13 protein-coding genes are annotated in these 17,178 nt (G+C 29.3%); 10 read left to right on the forward strand and 3 right to left on the reverse strand.

The window, feature by feature from the left end:
* Window positions 1-9 precede the first annotated feature (9 nt).
* The 4 genes from ACTG46_RS03930 to ACTG46_RS03945 all read left to right on the forward strand — a co-directional run bounded on the left by ACTG46_RS03930 (window position 10) and on the right by ACTG46_RS03945 (window position 4,768).
* Window positions 10-588 carry an HD domain-containing protein gene (locus ACTG46_RS03930; RefSeq protein WP_074179169.1) on the forward strand — a complete coding sequence of 193 codons (579 nt, stop codon included), beginning with the start codon at window positions 10-12 and terminating at the stop codon, window positions 586-588.
* 50 nt (window positions 589-638) lie between these two features.
* Window positions 639-1,115 carry an NUDIX hydrolase gene (locus ACTG46_RS03935; RefSeq protein ID WP_479923656.1) on the forward strand — a complete coding sequence of 159 codons (477 nt, stop codon included), beginning with the start codon at window positions 639-641 and terminating at the stop codon, window positions 1,113-1,115.
* Window positions 1,116-1,239: 124 nt separating this feature from the next.
* Window positions 1,240-2,061 carry a nitroreductase family protein gene (locus ACTG46_RS03940; protein ID WP_479923657.1) on the forward strand — a complete coding sequence of 274 codons (822 nt, stop codon included), beginning with the start codon at window positions 1,240-1,242 and terminating at the stop codon, window positions 2,059-2,061.
* A gap of 232 nt (window positions 2,062-2,293) precedes the next feature.
* On the forward strand, window positions 2,294-4,768 hold the full coding sequence (locus tag ACTG46_RS03945; RefSeq protein ID WP_479923658.1) for a diguanylate cyclase domain-containing protein: 2,475 nt from the start codon (window positions 2,294-2,296) through the stop codon (window positions 4,766-4,768).
* 336 nt (window positions 4,769-5,104) lie between these two features.
* Here ACTG46_RS03945 and ACTG46_RS03950 read toward each other — a convergent pair whose 3' ends face one another.
* A complete protein-coding gene (locus ACTG46_RS03950) occupies window positions 5,105-6,556 on the reverse strand; it encodes an aminoacyl-histidine dipeptidase (RefSeq protein ID WP_074179172.1) in 1,452 nt (483 codons plus the stop codon).
* Between the two features lie 319 nt (window positions 6,557-6,875).
* Here ACTG46_RS03950 and ACTG46_RS03955 point away from each other — a divergent pair, with 319 nt between their 5' ends.
* The 4 genes from ACTG46_RS03955 (at window position 6,876) to ACTG46_RS03970 (ending at window position 12,756) form a co-directional block, all read left to right on the forward strand.
* The gene (locus tag ACTG46_RS03955; protein ID WP_054269241.1) at window positions 6,876-9,254 is read left to right on the forward strand and encodes an endonuclease MutS2; all 2,379 of its coding nucleotides are present in this window, start codon (window positions 6,876-6,878) and stop codon (window positions 9,252-9,254) included.
* Between the two features lie 21 nt (window positions 9,255-9,275).
* On the forward strand, window positions 9,276-9,689 hold the full coding sequence (locus tag ACTG46_RS03960) for a 2-thiouracil desulfurase family protein (protein WP_054269242.1): 414 nt from the start codon (window positions 9,276-9,278) through the stop codon (window positions 9,687-9,689).
* A 189-nt stretch (window positions 9,690-9,878) separates the two neighbouring features.
* Window positions 9,879-11,579, forward strand: a complete 1,701-nt coding sequence (argS, locus tag ACTG46_RS03965) for an arginine--tRNA ligase (protein ID WP_074179173.1) — start codon at window positions 9,879-9,881, stop codon at window positions 11,577-11,579.
* A gap of 253 nt (window positions 11,580-11,832) precedes the next feature.
* Window positions 11,833-12,756 carry a hypothetical protein gene (locus ACTG46_RS03970; protein ID WP_054276048.1) on the forward strand — a complete coding sequence of 308 codons (924 nt, stop codon included), beginning with the start codon at window positions 11,833-11,835 and terminating at the stop codon, window positions 12,754-12,756.
* A 4-nt stretch (window positions 12,757-12,760) separates the two neighbouring features.
* Here ACTG46_RS03970 and ACTG46_RS03975 read toward each other — a convergent pair whose 3' ends face one another.
* Window positions 12,761-12,967: a hypothetical protein gene (locus ACTG46_RS03975; protein ID WP_003418305.1), complete on the reverse strand. Its 207-nt coding sequence runs from the start codon at window positions 12,965-12,967 to the stop codon at window positions 12,761-12,763.
* A 135-nt stretch (window positions 12,968-13,102) separates the two neighbouring features.
* Between ACTG46_RS03975 and ACTG46_RS03980 the strand changes: the two genes are divergently transcribed.
* Window positions 13,103-14,857: a B12-binding domain-containing radical SAM protein gene (locus tag ACTG46_RS03980; RefSeq protein WP_054276049.1), complete on the forward strand. Its 1,755-nt coding sequence runs from the start codon at window positions 13,103-13,105 to the stop codon at window positions 14,855-14,857.
* A 17-nt stretch (window positions 14,858-14,874) separates the two neighbouring features.
* Complete coding sequence (locus tag ACTG46_RS03985) at window positions 14,875-16,017, forward strand: tetratricopeptide repeat protein (protein ID WP_074179175.1); 1,143 nt, start codon at window positions 14,875-14,877, stop codon at window positions 16,015-16,017.
* Between the two features lie 79 nt (window positions 16,018-16,096).
* Here the strand turns inward: ACTG46_RS03985 and ACTG46_RS03990 are convergent, their stop codons facing one another.
* Window positions 16,097-17,005: a LysR family transcriptional regulator gene (locus ACTG46_RS03990; RefSeq protein ID WP_479923659.1), complete on the reverse strand. Its 909-nt coding sequence runs from the start codon at window positions 17,003-17,005 to the stop codon at window positions 16,097-16,099.
* Between the last annotated feature and the right edge of the window lie 173 nt (window positions 17,006-17,178).

Here is a 17,178-nt window from a genome sequence, read left to right on the forward strand (position 1 = left end):
ATAATGAAAATGAGAGAAGAAGCTTTAGAAATTTTATTTAAGTATTTAGAGACTGATAGAATGAGAAAACATTGTTATGCTGTTGAAGCAGTTATGAGAGACTTAGCTAAAAGATTAGAGCCAGAAAAAGAAGAAGAGTGGGCAGTTGCAGGCCTTTTACATGATTTGGATTCAGATATAGTTGGAAGAAAGCCAGGGGAAATCTGTGAAGGACATGCTACAACAACAGTGGAACTGCTTAAAAAAGAAAACTTTGGTGATGAAGAGATGTATAGAGCAATACTTGGTCATCATGATGGAATGGGAGTTACAAGAACTAGTCTAATGGAAAAAGCTATATATGCAGCAGACCCTATAACTGGTTTTATAACTGCTATAGCGTTAGTTTATCCAGATAAAAAGCTTACTAGTGTAAAAACAAAGTCTGTAATTAAAAGAATGAAAGAAACAAGATTTGCTTCAAATGTAAATAGAGATGCAATGAGAAGTATAGAAGATATAGGGATTCCATTTGATGAATTTGCAGAGCTTTCTCTTAATGCAATGAAGAATATCAGTGATGTTCTTGAGAGTAATGAAAATGAATAATACCAATAATATACGAATAAAAAATAGGAAAAGAAAGTAAGGCGGGATGTATGAAGCTTACAACTATTTGTTATATAGAAAAAGATGGAAAGACTTTAATGTTATATAGAAATAAAAAGAAAGATGATATACATGAAGGTAAATATGTAGGAGTTGGAGGAAAGTTTGAGCAAGGAGAGACTCCTGAAGATTGTGTAATTAGAGAAGTTAAAGAAGAAACTGGGCTTACTCTTAACTCGCTAACATATAAAGGATTGATAACTTTTCCAAAGTTTAAGAATGATGAGGACTGGTACATGTTCTTATATTTTTCAGATGATTTTGAAGGTGACTTATCCGAAAAAGATTTGGATGATTGTAAAGAAGGAAAATTAATTTGGGTAGACAATGATAAAATATTTGACTTAAATATGTGGGAAGGTGACAGATTGTTTTTGAATTGGGCTAAGACTGATAAAGTTTTTAGTGCAAAGATAATATACAATAACGGAAAATTGGAAGATTATAGTGTAAATTTCTTAACTTAATTTGTATACATATTTTCAATTTAGACTTGATTTGGAGTTAATATTGTTAAAAAAATAAAAATTGACTTAGACAACTATTTGCTTTATACTAAAGTAAAATTTTTAAATGGAGGAAAAATCTAGAATGATAGACATAAATTTAGAAACATGCGTAGGTTGTGGCTTGTGTGAATCAGACTGCCTTGTAAATGCAATAAAAGTTAGAGAAAATAAAGCAAAGGTAAAAAATATTCTCTGTATTAATTGTGGTCACTGTATGGCAATTTGCCCAACAGACTCTATAGAAATGCAGGGATTTGATAAGAGTGAAGTATTAGAATACAATCATGAGACTTTTGACTTAGAACCTGAAAACTTAATGAATTTCATAAAATTTAGAAGAAGTATAAGAGACTACAAAGACATAGAAGTAGAAGAAGAAAAAATAAGAAATATAGTAGAAGCTGGTAGATATACGCCAACAGGTGGAAATAGACAGCCTCTAAGATACATATTGGTAAAAGATAAATTAAAAGAAGTAAAAGAATTGGCAATAGAAGGGCTTTACAATATGGCACTAAATACTGATGATGAAGACCCTGTTCGTTCTATATACAAAAACACATTTAAGAGAATGTATAAAGGATATAAAGAAAAGGGAATTGATTCTTTATTTTACGATGCACCATTACTTATGGTAGTTGTTGGTGATATTTCTTTAGGTGGAAGTGTATATGTAGATGGAGGATTAGCTGCATCTAATATGGAGCTTATGGCTTACTCTCAAGGATTAGGAATGTGCTATAATGGATTCTTTGTTATGGCATCAAATATAGAGCCAAAGATAAAAGAGATATTAGGAATGAATGACAATGAAGCAGTTATAACTTCATTTATATTAGGCTATCCAAATGTAAAATATAAGAGAACTGTAAATCGAAATGTTGCTAAATTTGATATAAAGTAGTACTCGGATTGTGTTCTATGCTAAATTAAAATAGATAATGCTATATAATTAATACATCAAATTTATTGTAAACACAAGGTAAATAGAGTATAATCAAAATATATTATGTATGAATGAGGATGTTAAATTTTTACAAAAATTTTATGTCCTTTTTTGTACTAATCTATTTTTCAAGTCTAAGAATTTATACAGTATACTATACTGTAAATATTATTATATGGAGGATTTTATAGTGAATTTGAAAAAATTACTTTCATTAGTTTTTGTAATTATGTCCATATTCACTTTCTGCATATTTCCCTTTAAGAGTAATGCTATGAATAATGATAATCGTACCATACGTGTTGCTTATCCCATTCAAAAAGGTTTAAGTGAGATAGATGAAAAAGGTAGATACTCTGGGTATACCTATGAATATTTACAAGAAATTGCCCAATATACTGGGTGGAACTATGAGTTTGTTCAAGTTGAAGGAGATATAAATGAGTCTCTTATTAAGTTAATGGATATGTTAAAAAATGGTGAAATTGATTTAATGGGTGCCTTTTTGTATGATGAACCATTAGAGAAAGTATATGATTATGTCGGATATAGTTATGGAACTGTAAATACAGTATTACAAGTACTTCATGATAATGCAGATATTGACAGTGTAAGCTCACAAGTGACAAGAAACATGCGTATTGCTGTAATAGAAAATTCTACTAGTAAAATTAAAGAGCTAGATAGATATTGTGAAATGAATCAAATATCCTCTGAATTAATACCTTGTAAAACAATGGAAGAGCAAATACAAGCTCTAAAGGATGGAAAAGCAGATGCAATGCTTAATGTCAGTATGAATCCTAGAGATGATTTGCGCACAATAGCTAAGTTTTCTCCTAAGCCATTCTATTTTGCTACAAGCAAAGGCAATACAGAATTATCTAAAAAGCTTAATTCAGCAATATCTAACATTGAACAAACAGACCCTTATTTTTCACCTACATTATATGAGAAATATTTTACACCAGAGAATAAGGAGATGATTTTATCTAAGAAAGAATCTGAGTACATTAAAAATACAAAAACTTTAAAAGCAGGTGTTTTACTAAACAATCCGCCATTTCAATATGTAGATGATAAAACAGGAAAATTAAAAGGTATTTCAATAGATTTATTGAATTACCTGGCAAAGAAGACTGGTTTGAAATTAGATATGGTGCCTGTAGAATCTCAGAAGGATTTAGAAAGTATGATAAAAAATTCTAAGGTTGATATTGTAGCAGGCATGACCTACGATTATGAAAAGGCACGTAAACAGCATGTAGCTATGACTCGGCCATTTATTTCTACACAGTATATGATGATGATTAACAATAAGGTAAACGAAGATAGCTTAGAAAATAAACGTTTAGCTCTTGAAAAAGGTACTTCTTATAAAGGTTATTCTGCTAAAAATATAATTTGGTATGATACACTAGAAGAATGTATTGATGCTGTGAATAGTGGAAAAGCAGATTATACATATGGTGAAGGTTATTCCATACAGTATTATGTAAATCAACCTAAGTATAAGTATGTTCGTTTAATTCAACAAAACTACGAACAACATCTCTTCTGTTTTGGTGTAGCTAAACAGAATGAACAGGAATTGTTTAGTATATTAAATAAGGCTGTAATTAGTATACAGACTGAAGAGATGCAATCAATTATTTATAATAACACTACATATATATCAGATTTTTCTCTAGTTCAAATTATGCAGGAAAATCCAATTCAAACTATTCTTATAGTCTCTAGTATATCATTATGTATTATTATAATTATGGCTTGGAGTCTTCGTACTCGTACAAGTATGAATCAGAGAATTTCTTTAGAACTTAAAAAACATACTGAAGTATATGAGATGGCAAGTGAGTATTTCTTTGAATATGATTATCAAGCAGATAAAATTACGATTGCTATGCAGGAAAATGGAGTTAATGTTTTTAATGGTTTAAGTCATAGTAAGGATGAACATGAAAATGAAATTGAAAAAGAGTATAGGGAACAATTTTTTAAGTTGATTAGGGAACAAGAAAATGGTTCAACAGAAATGTATTGTGTTTGTCCTGATGGAGAGTTTCATTGGGTTAGAATTACATCAAAGATAATTCATAATGAAAAGAATGTTCCTGTGTATTCAATAGGCAAATTACATAATATTGATTGTGAAAAAGAGGAAAAAATGAGGCTGTTAGATAAAGCTCAAAGAGATAGTTTAACAAATATTTTTAATGCTGCTTCTATAAGGGATATGGCTACAAAAAGTTTAGATGATTTATCTCATAATGAAAGGGGAGCTTTACTTATCTTAGATATTGACTATTTTAAAGATATAAATGATACTTATGGTCATCTTGTTGGAGATAAGATGCTGATTGCAGTTGCAAATGTTCTTGTTAAATGTTTTGATGAATGTGACATAGTAGGTCGCCTAGGGGGTGACGAATTTAGCATATATGTTAAAAATGTAAAGGATATGGGAAGTCTTATAGAAAAGTGTAATATTTTATATGATAAAATCCATGGCATTAAATTACCAAATGGTAATAGTATATCTGTAAGTATGGGCGGTGTAATATCAAAGCAAGGACATACATATGATGAGATATACAAAATGGCAGATGATGCACTTTATAATTCGAAGAAGCAAGGTAGAAATCGATTTAAAATTACTGAATAGGAAAATTTTTTATATACATTTTATATAATCTATATAATGAAAGAACATATAAGTATGTGTTTACCAGAAAATGAATGGAGTTAATCTACATATGTACAAGATATTAAGTAGTATAATTTAATATCTTGATTGTAGAGAATTACATAAGTTTAAAGAAAAAAATCTATCAAATAAAAATATATAGTAAAATAATAAAGCCTAATGACAAATATAAAAATGCATCATTAGGCTTTATTCCTATAAACTTTTATAATGTTAATTTATAGACTAAGTGTAATATAGATTTATTTATAATCTATAATTGTATCCAAGACTCAATCCAAATAAACTTTAGATTTAATATTGGTTCATAGATTTTAATATTTCTATAACATAATCCCAAACATTAGCTATAGAAGGGATACTAACATGTTCATTTGGAGTATGAACATCAAACATATCTGGTCCTATAGATATAGCTTCAGCATGAGGAAGTTTATCAAGTAATAATCCACACTCAAGACCAGCGTGTAGAGCCATAACAGTAGGAACTTTACCAGTTAATTTTTCATAAGTTTCACTACATATTTTTTCTAATTTAGAACCTTTTTTGAACTCCCAAGCTGGATATTGAGAAGTAAGACCATAATCAGCACCTAAAGCTTGAGCTAAAAGTCTTATTCTATCAGCTATCTCATCTCTAATAGACATAACAGAACTTCTAACAGAAGTTAAGAATTCAATAGTAGATTCTTTAGTTTCAATTATAGCGAAATTAGTAGAACTTTCAACTAATCCTTCTATATCAAGGCTTACAGATTGAACACCATGAGGAGTTAAACTTGACATTTGAACAACTTTTTCTTTACAATCTTTAGCAAGAACTTTTTCTACAGAAGTTTCAGCTACTGAATAAGTCATACCAGGGTCAGAAGTAGTGAACTCATGTTTAAATGCAGTTAAAATTTCATTTATTTGTTTTTTAGCAACTTCAACATCAGCTTTATTAACAGCTATTACACACTTAGCTTCACGAGGTATAGCATTGTGCTTAGTTCCACCATCAACAGAAGCTAAATCATAGTCAACATCTAATACGCTTAATACTCTAGCTATTGCTTTATTAGCATTTGCTCTTTGTAAAACAATTTCCATACCAGAGTGTCCACCTAATAGTCCAGTAACTTCAACTAATAAACCTTGCTTGTCAGCTTCAACTTCTTTGTATTCAACAGGTAAACTAACAACACAAGTTTTACCACCAGCACAACTAACTAATAAGTATCCTTCCTCCTCGGAGTCCATATTTAGGATATATTGACCTTTAATTAAGCTAGGGTCTAATGCATCAGCACCATTCATACCATCTTCTTCATTAACAGTAACTAAAACTTCTAATGCTGGATGTTCTAAAGTGTTGTCTTCTAATATAGCCATACCCATAGCAACAGCTATACCATTGTCAGCTCCTAAAGTAGTTCCAGTAGCATATATCATGTCACCATCGATTCTTAATTTTATAGGGTCTTTAAGAAAATCATGTTCAACATTCTTTTCTTTTTCACAAACCATGTCCATGTGTCCTTGAAGAACTACGCCTGGACAATTCTCATATCCTTTTGTAGCAGGCTTTCTTATTATTATGTTTAAGCTTTCATCTTGAATAGTTTCAAGACCTAAATCTTTACCAAAGTTAAGTAAATAATCACTTATACCTTTTTCATTTCCAGAACCTCTAGGAATTTGAGATATTTTCTCAAAGTTTTTAAAAACATTTTCTGGTTTTAATCCTTCTAATACGTTTCCCATGACTTATGTTCCTCCTTAGTTTATCTATATAAGTAGCTATTCTTTAAAAACATGCTAAAACAAACTACTTTAAAAATATTAAAGAAGATTTTTTAACAGATTATATTACAAATAAAGCATGTTTATGTATAATATATAGATAGCTACATACATAGTATAATACAAAATATGTGTAAAATATATCTAAAAGAGAAAAAATATAATAATTTTAGAAATGAAAAAGAAATAAAACTTGCAGTTTTTATTGGAAATGCTTGAAAACATACATTTTTAAAATTAAATAAAAAAGTTAAAATATCGAGGATGGTGAATATAGAAAATGAATGAGAAATCGTTAAGAGTTCTAGAATACAATAAAATAATAGACTTATTAAAGAAGAAAGCCTCATCTTCTTTAGGTCTAAAATATATAGAAAGTTTAGTCCCAAATACTGATTTTATAGAAGTAAAATCTATGCTAGAAGAAACTAGTGAAGCTCAATCAATTATTATAAAGAGAGGTTCAGTAGGTTTGGAAGGTATCCATGATATAGAAGACAAAGTAAAGAGAGCGTATATAGGAGCATCTCTTGACCCAGGAAGTCTAATTATGATAGCAGATACTCTAAGAGTAGCTAGGAGATTGAAAAATAGTCTATCTAGCAGTGATGAAGAAGATTTCAATTATCCAATAATACAATCTCTATCAAATTCTCTATATGTGTATAAAGACATAGAAGACCAGATATACAATGCGATAATTAGTGAAGTAGAGATATCTGACAATGCCTCAAGTACACTTAGAGATATCAGAAGAAGAATATCTCAGAAAAATCAATCCATTAGGTCAAAACTAAATTCAATAATAAGTTCAACTACTTATCAAAAATACTTACAAGATGCCATAATTTCTCTAAGAGGTGATAGATTTGTAGTGCCTGTAAAAGCTGAATATAGGTCGCAAGTTGCTGGCATAGTACATGACCAGTCATCTTCTGGTGCGACACTTTTTATAGAGCCAATGACTATAGTAGAAATGAACAATGAATTGAGACAGTTGAAATTAGGAGAACAAGAAGAGATAGAAAGAATTTTATCGGAGCTTTCTGCTATGGTTGGAGAAGTGAGTGAACACTTAATTTCTAATCAGGAGATACTAGGAAGATTGGATTTTGCATTTTCAAAAGGAAAACTTTCGATACAAATGAGAGGTATAGAACCAACTTTAAATGAGGATAAATATTTAAATATAAAAAATGGAAGACATCCTTTGTTAGATAAGAAAAAAGTAGTAGCAAATACAATTTATTTAGGAAGAGACTTCCATACATTAGTAATAACAGGTCCAAACACAGGTGGTAAGACTGTTACAATAAAAACTGTGGGTCTATTTGCACTTATGACACAAAGTGGACTTCATATACCTGCTGATTATGGAAGTAGTATGTGTGTATATGATAATGTATTTGCAGATATAGGAGATGAACAAAGTATTGAGCAGAGTCTATCGACATTTTCATCTCATATGACGAATATAGTATCAATACTACAAAACGTAACAGCAGACTCTTTAGTTATATTTGACGAATTAGGAGCAGGGACAGACCCTGTTGAAGGAGCTGCCCTTGCAATAGCAGTATTAGAAGATATAAATTCTGTAGGAGCTAAATGTATAGCAACCACTCACTATAGTGAGCTTAAAAACTATGCTCTTACTAAATCTGGTGTAGAAAATGCAGCAGTTGAATTTGATATAGAAACATTAAGTCCAACATATAAACTACTTATAGGTGTTCCAGGAAAATCGAATGCTTTTGAGATTTCTAGAAAACTTGGACTAAGTGACTATGTAATTTCACGTGCTAAAGAATATATAAATACAGATAACATAGCTTTAGAAGATGTATTACAGAATGTTGAAAAGAATAGAATCAAAGCAGTAGAAGACAGAGAAGAAGCGGAAAGATTAAAAGAAGAGATTGAAAGACTAAAGGTAGAATATGATGAAAAGCTTGAAAAATTGATTAGCCAAAGAGATAAGATGGTTGAAAAAGCTAAGTCAGAAGCGTTTTCAATTATAAGACAAGCTAAAGAAGAAGTAGACATTATAATAAAGGAACTTAGAAATCTTGAACAGGAAAGAGCTTCAAAAGAAAAGAATCGTAAGATAGAAGAACTTAGAAAAGAATTGACTAGTTCTATGGGAAGTCTTCAACCAACAGTAAAAAGCATGATAGTTCCAAAGGTTTCAAATAAAGAGATAAAAGACCTAAAGCCAGGAGAAGAAGTCAAGGTAATAACTCTAAACCAAAATGGTAGTGTAGTGTCAGTGGATAAAAAGAGAAAAGAAGCAGTAGTGCAAATTGGTATAATGAAGATGACCCTACCTTTTAAATCTTTACAAAAAACTCGCAAGGATGTTTCAACAAATGTAACTAAATCAACAAGAAATATAATAAGGTCAAAATCTGGTAATATAAAAAATGAAGTTGACCTTAGAGGGTTAAATCTAGAAGAAGCTATAATGGAAGTTGAAAAATATCTTGACGATGCATATGTGGCAGGATTGGAATCTGTAACAGTAATACATGGAATTGGTACAGGAGTACTAAAAGCAGGACTACAAGATGTATTAAGAAGGAATAGACATGTAAAATCACAAAGAGGTGGTCAATATGGAGAAGGTGGAGCAGGAGTAACAATTGTTAAACTAAAATAATTTGTATGGGAGCACATTTTTATGATATTAGTATCTGCATGTTTAATAGGAATAAATTGTAAATATAGTGGCGATAATAATGAAAATGAAAAAGTTAAGGAATATTTAAAAGACAAAGAATTTACACTTGTATGCCCAGAACAGTTAGGTGGTCTATCTACACCAAGACCACCTGCTGAAATAGTCGATAATAAGGTAATTACCAAAGATAATAAGGATGTGACAGAAAACTTCGTAAAGGGTGCTAAAGAGACCTTAAAAATAGCAAAATTATATGTATGTAGCGAAGCAATATTAAAAGAAGGTAGTCCATCTTGTGGATGTAATTTAATTTATGATGGAAGTTTTTCTGGTAAAAAAATTTCAGGAAAAGGTGTCACAGCAAAACTACTTGAGGAAGAAGGCATAAAAGTTAAAAGTGAAAAAGATTTGTAGAAAACCAATACAGGAATAAAAAATTGCATGTAAAAATAGTATTTTTAATGTATGCAGAATTTGTATAAAAGGTACAATTTTTAAAGTACTTTATCACATAATGAAATACTTGAAAAAACACGAAATTTGATTTAACATAAAGAGATAAGCACAATATAAACCAGGTACAATGTAGAGAGGAGCAACAAGATGCAAGATTTCAAGGTAGCAATATCAAATTGCCTTAAAGAAAAAATAGAAGATTTATCGAAAGAAGAGATAGAGGCACTTATAGAAGTTCCACCAAACAAGGACATGGGTGACTATGCTTTTCCATGCTTTAAATTAGCTAAAGTGTTTAGAAAAGCTCCAAACATGATAGCAAATGAATTGGCAGAAAGTATAGAGCCAAGTGGAGAGATAACAAAGGTGATACAATTAGGCGGATATGTAAACTTTTTTGTAAATAAGTCTCAATTGGCAGAAACTGTAATCAAAAAAGTATTAGAGGAAAAAGAAAATTATGGTCATAGTGATTTTGGTAAAGATAAAACTGTAATAGTTGAGTATTCTTCTCCAAATATAGCAAAACCTTTCCATATAGGACATATAAGAACTACAGTGATAGGTAATGCCTTATATAAGATATATGACTCACAAGGATACAAGACTATAAGAATAAATCATTTAGGTGACTATGGAACTCAATTTGGTAAGTTAATAGTGGCCTTTAAAAAGTGGGGAGAAAAGGAAGTAGTAGAATCTAATCCAATTCCAGAATTACTAAAATTATATGTAAGATTCCACGATGAAGCTGAACAATATCCAGAAATGGAAGATGAAGCAAGAGCGTGGTTTACTAAATTAGAAAATGGTGATGAAGAAGCAAAAGAATTGTGGCAATGGTTTAGAGATGAGAGTTTAAAAGAATTTAATAGAGTGTATAAACTTTTAGATATAGAATTTGATTCTTTGGCAGGGGAAAGTTTCTATTCTGATAAGATGGGTAAAGTTATTGAGTTATTAGAAGAGAAAAATCTTCTAATAGAGTCTAAAGGTGCAAAGATTGTTGATTTAGAAGAATATAAAATGCCACCAGCACTTATTACTAAGAATGATGGTTCAACATTATATATGACAAGAGATTTAGCTGCTGCAATATATAGAAAAGAAACTTATAATTTTGACAAGTGTATATATGTAGTTGGTTCTCAACAAAACTTACATTTCCAACAATGGTTTAAAGTAATTGAGCTTATGGGATACGATTGGGCAAAAGATTTAGTTCATGTTGGGTTTGGTATGGTGGCTCTTGAAGAAGGGACTATGTCAACTAGAAAAGGAAGAGTAGTATTTTTAGAAGATGCTTTAAATCAAGCTATAGATAAGACTAAGGATATTATACTAGCTAAAAATCCAAATGCCAAAAATGTAGATGAAATATCTAAACAAGTAGGTGTTGGTGCAGTAGTATTCCAAGAATTGTCTAATAGTAGAATTAAAGATTACACATTCTCATGGGAAAGAACATTGAGCTTTGATGGTGAGACTGGACCATATGTTCAATATACACATGCTAGATGTTGTGCAGTTTTAAGAAAAGCAGAAGAAGAAATAACTTCTGATATAGATTATAGTCTATTAGCTGATGAAGATAGTGCAGAAGTTCTTAGAGTTATAGAATCATTTAATAAAAATATTTTACTTGCTCTAAAGAAAAATGAACCACATATAGTGACTAGATTTATGTTAGATTTGGCTCAAGCGTTTAATAAATTTTATCATGACAATCCAATTTTAGTAGAAAATTTGGAAATTAGAAAAGCTAGACTTGCATTAGTTCTAGCTACAAAACAAACTTTAGAAAATTCTCTGAAACTGTTGGGAATGCACGCTCCGGAAAGAATGTAATACGATAAAATGTTGAAATAAAAAGAATAAAATTGAACTTAGTACGCAATTTGTATAACTGTAAAATATAGGGATGTCGAAAACTGATGCTTTACATATAAAAAAGTAGTATCGTATAATAATATATAGATAGTAGATTACAATGATTTTTGTACACTACTATCCCCCTATATATGACAGCTTCTTAAACGGGCTGTCTCTTTTTTTTTAATAGCAAGATATTTAGATTCAATTTTTTAGAAAGGATATATTTATGAATGATGAATTACTAAAAAAAGTCTATACATCTTCTTTTAGTAGTGCAAGTAGGGCTCTTAAAGATTTAATTATAATAAATACGAAATCCTTAATAGATGATAAAACACAAAGATGTGTATATATAGACGAAAATAGACTGAGAGATGAACTTATTTACTATAGATTTTATGGAGAGAAAATAGGGAATATTAATTTTTTAAATATTTTATTACCATTAATTTTATCAAATACTAATATCCAAAAAAGTGAAGACGAGGTTGTTAGACTAATAAAAAAATATGTGAATTATTTTAAAAAAGAAGAATCTTTATTTGATTATTTATTAGGTTCTGTAGCGTATAATTCTGTTATGCACAATCTTATAAATAATAGTAAAATAGAATATGTCGAATTACTACAGAGTATCAAAGACAAGATAATAGGATTTTCTATAGAATTAGACAAATCAGATATTGTAAAGTTTCAGATGGCAAGGATTAAAGCAATACAATTAATTGATAAATATATTGATTCAAAGTTTGAAGAGTATGATGAAGAAAGTGTTCTATTAAACGTGTTAAACGTCTTATACGATGTATATATGGAAGATAGGATTGTAGAAAATGAAGGAATTAAGAGCATAAAAAAATCTATATTATCCATTTTGGGTGAAGATAGTGAATTAAATGAAGATAATATAGATTTTATTTTTTCTATGTCAGAATATGTTGTTAAATTGAGAAAATATAAAATTGGAGTCAAGGCATACAATAAAAAAATAGACCCAAGAAGTTTTATAAGACTTGAAGAAGGGAATACTTTAATAGACCCCATATTTAATCAAATAACAGTTATATCAAAAACTTTTAATGATAACATATTAAGCATAAAAATAAATTCTAAATCAGGTATTCATATATTGAAATTTAAAAAAGTTTAGGCTATCAGAGTGTGCTATTTTTCTCTAGATAATCCAAAAAATCTTTTTCCTTAGTGTCAGTTAAAAAACATAATTCCTTTACAATATTATTTCTAAGGTCGATGAAATCACTAATTTGAGTATTTTCATTAGTGTATTCAAGAGACTTTATAATAAGTAGTAGATCTCTTTTTGATAAAGAGTTGATAGATACTTTTTCAATTAATTCCATAAAAAACTTCCTTTCCTCACATTACTTGAAATTAATAAATTAATTATATAGATATTATTAAAACTTTACATATACTATTCTAACCTATAAGGGGTACAAAAAGACAGTATAATATTAAAAAGAGGTGAGAAATATTTGAAAATTTTATTAACAACATTAAATTCTAAGTTTATTCATACAAATTTAGCTATAAGATACCTAAAAGAATTTGTAAGAGATTTGATAGAAGTTGATATGAAAGAATATACGATAAATAATGATTTGGACTATATTTTGAAGGATATATACAAAAACGAGTATGATATAATATTATTCTCCACATATATTTGGAATGTGGGGGATATAGTTAAGCTTTGTGATAATCTAAAGAAAATTAGACCTAATACTAAAATAGCTTTGGGCGGACCAGAAGTTAGTTATGATAGTTATGAGGCAATGAAAAAGTACGATTTTGTGGATTATATACTTTATGGAGAAGGAGAATTAATTTTTAAAGACTTGGTACTTCATTTACAAGGTAAAAAAGACATAAATGATGTAAATGGACTTGTATATAGACAAGGCAATGAGATAATCGTGAATAAGCCAATGGAATTACTTCAAAACCTGGACGAGATTCCTAGTCCTTATGAAAATTTAAATCCAAAAGAATATGAAAATAGAATAGTGTATTATGAATCATCAAGAGGTTGTCCTTTTAACTGTCAGTACTGCTTATCATCCACTATTCCAGGTCTAAGATATTTTAGCTTAGATAGAATAAAGAGTGATTTAAAAGCTTTAATAGATGCAAGAGTATCACAGATAAAGTTTATTGATAGAACCTTTAATGCAAATAAAAAAGTGGCTATGGAAATTATGGATTTTCTTATGAAAAATGATAATGGATATACTACTTATCATTTTGAAGTTACAGCGTATTTGATAGATGATAAGATGCTTGAATTTTTAGCTGATTGTAAAGAAGGCCTTTTTCAGTTTGAAATAGGAGTGCAATCGACAAATGAAAAAACACTTGATGCAGTAGGTAGAAGGGATGATTTTAAAAAATTGTCTCATGTTGTTCAGACTGTAGCATCGTATAGAAATATACATCAGCACTTAGACTTAATTGCAGGGCTTCCTTATGAAGATTATAAGAGTTTTGAGAATTCCTTTAATGATGTATTTAATCTAGGTATAGAGCATCTACAATTAGGTTTTTTAAAGATGATTAAAGGTACAGGCATGAGAAAAGTGGCAGATGAACATGGTTTTAAATATAAAGATTATGCTCCATATGAATTTTTATATAATAATTATATAAGTTATGAGGAAACATTGAAGCTAAAGGATATAGAAGATATATTGGAGAGGTACTATAATTCTAAAAACTTTGTGTTGTCCATGAGATATATTATAGGTAGATTTTATAAACAAAGTCCTTTTAAATTCTTTGAGACTTTTGCTAAGTATTTTGATGAAAATGGATATTTTGATTTGGCACAAGGAAAGAATCAACTGTATAAAATATTGATGGATTTTTATAATGAAAATATAAATATGGATAATGATGTATTCAATGATATATTAAAGTATGACTATATATCACTTGGTAAAACATCGAATATACCACAGTTTTTTAATAAGTTAGATGTGGATGATTTTAAGAATAGATGCCATGTATTTTTACAGGATAATGGTAATTTATCAACATATTTACCTAGTTTTGTTGATAAGCCAGCTAAACATATAATAAAATATGTTCATTTCGAGCCATTTAAATTCAATGTTGTTGATTTAAAAAGTGATATAAATATAGAAATAAGAGAAGAAAAAAATGTAGTATTATTTGAATATGATGATAAAAAAGTATTTGAGAAATCTAAAACTCATAAAGTAGAGATTTAAATATTTAGGAGGGAAAAATGGATTTTAAAATAGAAAAATATTTGCTGAAAAAGGCAGAGGAACTAGCTTTTATTACTATAAAGCATGGTGGCGAGTTTAAATTAAAGAGCTATGATGTGCCAAAAGGTGGATTAGATGTACCTATAAAAAATGAGGTATTGGTAAAAGGAATAAAAGAAAAGACTGCTCAGGATAAGTTAAATTCAATGTCTATAGCAGATGCTATGATATATATAATTGGTATAGATAGTAAATTTAAAAACAATGGAGAATATGAAAAGTTTTTAAATGCTTTATCTGAAGATATTAATCTGGATTTAAAGGCATACATGGGATATATGTCAAGAAAATACTTTGAGATTGGGGAACATACAGATGCTTTAATATATATAAAAGCATTTATAACAATGTATCCAGATGATTTAGATGCCATGTATAATTATGCAATAGTTTGCCAAGAGATAGCAAAACAGTATCAAAAAGATATGGATGAGAAGGCAATGAATGCCTTTTTACTTGAAGCAATGGCCAAGCTTGAAAAGATAATTGATGTTGATGAGAGTTTTGCATTAGGTTATTACCATTTAGGTTACCATTACTATAATCAAGGTCAATATCTAAAGACTAAGCTAACTTGGGAAGATGCATTAAGACTTGGGCTAGATGCTGATTTGGTAGCTGAGATACAAGATAACTTAGGAAAGATGGACTTTAAAGTTCAGTATGAAGAAGGATATACACTTGTATTCCAAGGTAAATTTAAAGAAGGATTAGAGAAACTACTGCCATTAGAAGAAGAACATATGGATTGGTGGAACTTATTGTTCATGATAGCACTTGGATATAAGGGTATGGGCGAGATAGAACAGGCTGAGATGTATTTGGAGAAGATATTGATAATAAAGCCTGAGCAAGTGGATGCTATAGTGGAATTAGGGCTTTGTGAGGCTTATAAAAATAATTTAGATAAAGCAATAGAATATTTTGAACAAGCTGCTAAGATAAAGGAAGACCCAGAGATACTTTGTAATTTAGGGATGGCTTATTTAAATAATGGTGATATTGATGATGCAACTTATTATATAGAAAGAGCTTATGAATTGAATCCACAAGATGAGATTACAATTGCTTGTTTAAAAGAGCTTGGAATAAATAAGTAAGAATATTGTTAAGTTGTATTTGATTTTATTGGTTAGGCGGTATAACATTTATCATGTTATACCGTTTTTTATTTTTTACTTATTTTTCTTCAGATGTATTCAACGTGATAGAAGAAAAATCTTTTTGTATTTGAAGTAAAAATTTTTCTGATGCTTTTGAAAATATTTGATGTTTTTTCCATATAATATTTAATTTAGCTTCTAAAGGGGGATATAGAGGTCTAAAACAAAGATTACTATTTTCTGTAGTATTAACAAGTCTATCTAAACATAAAGCATAACCTAGCCCTTCTTCTACCATAAGAGAAGCATTATAAACTAAATTATATGTTGCAACAATATTTAGTTTTTCAGTACTATCTTCAAGCCATTTAGAGATTGCTTTATCAACTAGTGTTTGTCTTGAAATAATAAGTGGTATATTACATAAATCTTTTGGATTTATCGCATTTTGTGAGGCAAGGACACTGTCTTTATGTATTAGTAAGCCCCAAACATCAGTAGCAGGGATTTGTATGTAATCATACTTCTGTATATTTGCAGGTTCAATTAAAATACCAAAATCAAGAAGTCCTTTGTCTAATTTTTCAGTTACATCATCAGCATTTCCACTAAAAAGGTGGTATCTTACATTAGGGTATTTTTTATGAAAATGATATGCAGTTCTAGCTATAAGTCGCATAGCCTCAGTTTCTCCACCACCTATATATATATCACCACTAATAATTTCATTGGGATTATCAAATTCCAATTCTACCTTATCAACTAATGATATAATTTCCTCTGCTCTTTTATGTAAAAGTCTACCTTCATTTGTTAAGGAAACTTTTCTATTTCCTCTAACCAATAATTTAACTCCCAACTCTTCTTCAAGTTCTATAATCTGTCTAGAAAGTGTTGGTTGTGTTATATGTAAAAAGGTTGCTGCACCAGATATACTTTCCTCTCTTGCGATTGCTAAAAAATATCTTAATACTCTTAATTCCATAGTTAATCATCCTTTACTAACTTATTTATTATATAATTATATCAATTTTTATGCCTTTTAAGTATATGTAAGTATTTAATATAGGTATTTGATATAAAAAAATTAGTATATTACACTAAAAGTAGTAATCATATTACTTATAAAATTAATTAAGTTAATTTTTATTAAAATGT

The organism is Clostridioides sp. LIBA-7678 (assembly GCF_056716065.1).

Excerpts from the sequence above, each read along its gene's own strand:
- ACTG46_RS03970 (WP_054276048.1), top strand. The coding sequence starts at position 11,833 with ATGAATGATGAATTACTAAAAAAAGTCTATACATCTTCTTTTAGTAGT.
- ACTG46_RS03990 (WP_479923659.1), bottom strand. The coding sequence starts at position 17,005 with ATGGAATTAAGAGTATTAAGATATTTTTTAGCAATCGCAAGAGAGGAA.
- ACTG46_RS03955 (WP_054269241.1), top strand. The coding sequence starts at position 6,876 with ATGAATGAGAAATCGTTAAGAGTTCTAGAATACAATAAAATAATAGAC.
- ACTG46_RS03950 (WP_074179172.1), bottom strand. The coding sequence starts at position 6,556 with ATGGGAAACGTATTAGAAGGATTAAAACCAGAAAATGTTTTTAAAAAC.
- ACTG46_RS03940 (WP_479923657.1), top strand. The coding sequence starts at position 1,240 with ATGATAGACATAAATTTAGAAACATGCGTAGGTTGTGGCTTGTGTGAA.
- argS (WP_074179173.1), top strand. The coding sequence starts at position 9,879 with ATGCAAGATTTCAAGGTAGCAATATCAAATTGCCTTAAAGAAAAAATA.
- ACTG46_RS03975 (WP_003418305.1), bottom strand. The coding sequence starts at position 12,967 with ATGGAATTAATTGAAAAAGTATCTATCAACTCTTTATCAAAAAGAGAT.
- ACTG46_RS03960 (WP_054269242.1), top strand. The coding sequence starts at position 9,276 with ATGATATTAGTATCTGCATGTTTAATAGGAATAAATTGTAAATATAGT.
- ACTG46_RS03930 (WP_074179169.1), top strand. The coding sequence starts at position 10 with ATGAGAGAAGAAGCTTTAGAAATTTTATTTAAGTATTTAGAGACTGAT.
- ACTG46_RS03985 (WP_074179175.1), top strand. The coding sequence starts at position 14,875 with ATGGATTTTAAAATAGAAAAATATTTGCTGAAAAAGGCAGAGGAACTA.
- ACTG46_RS03935 (WP_479923656.1), top strand. The coding sequence starts at position 639 with ATGAAGCTTACAACTATTTGTTATATAGAAAAAGATGGAAAGACTTTA.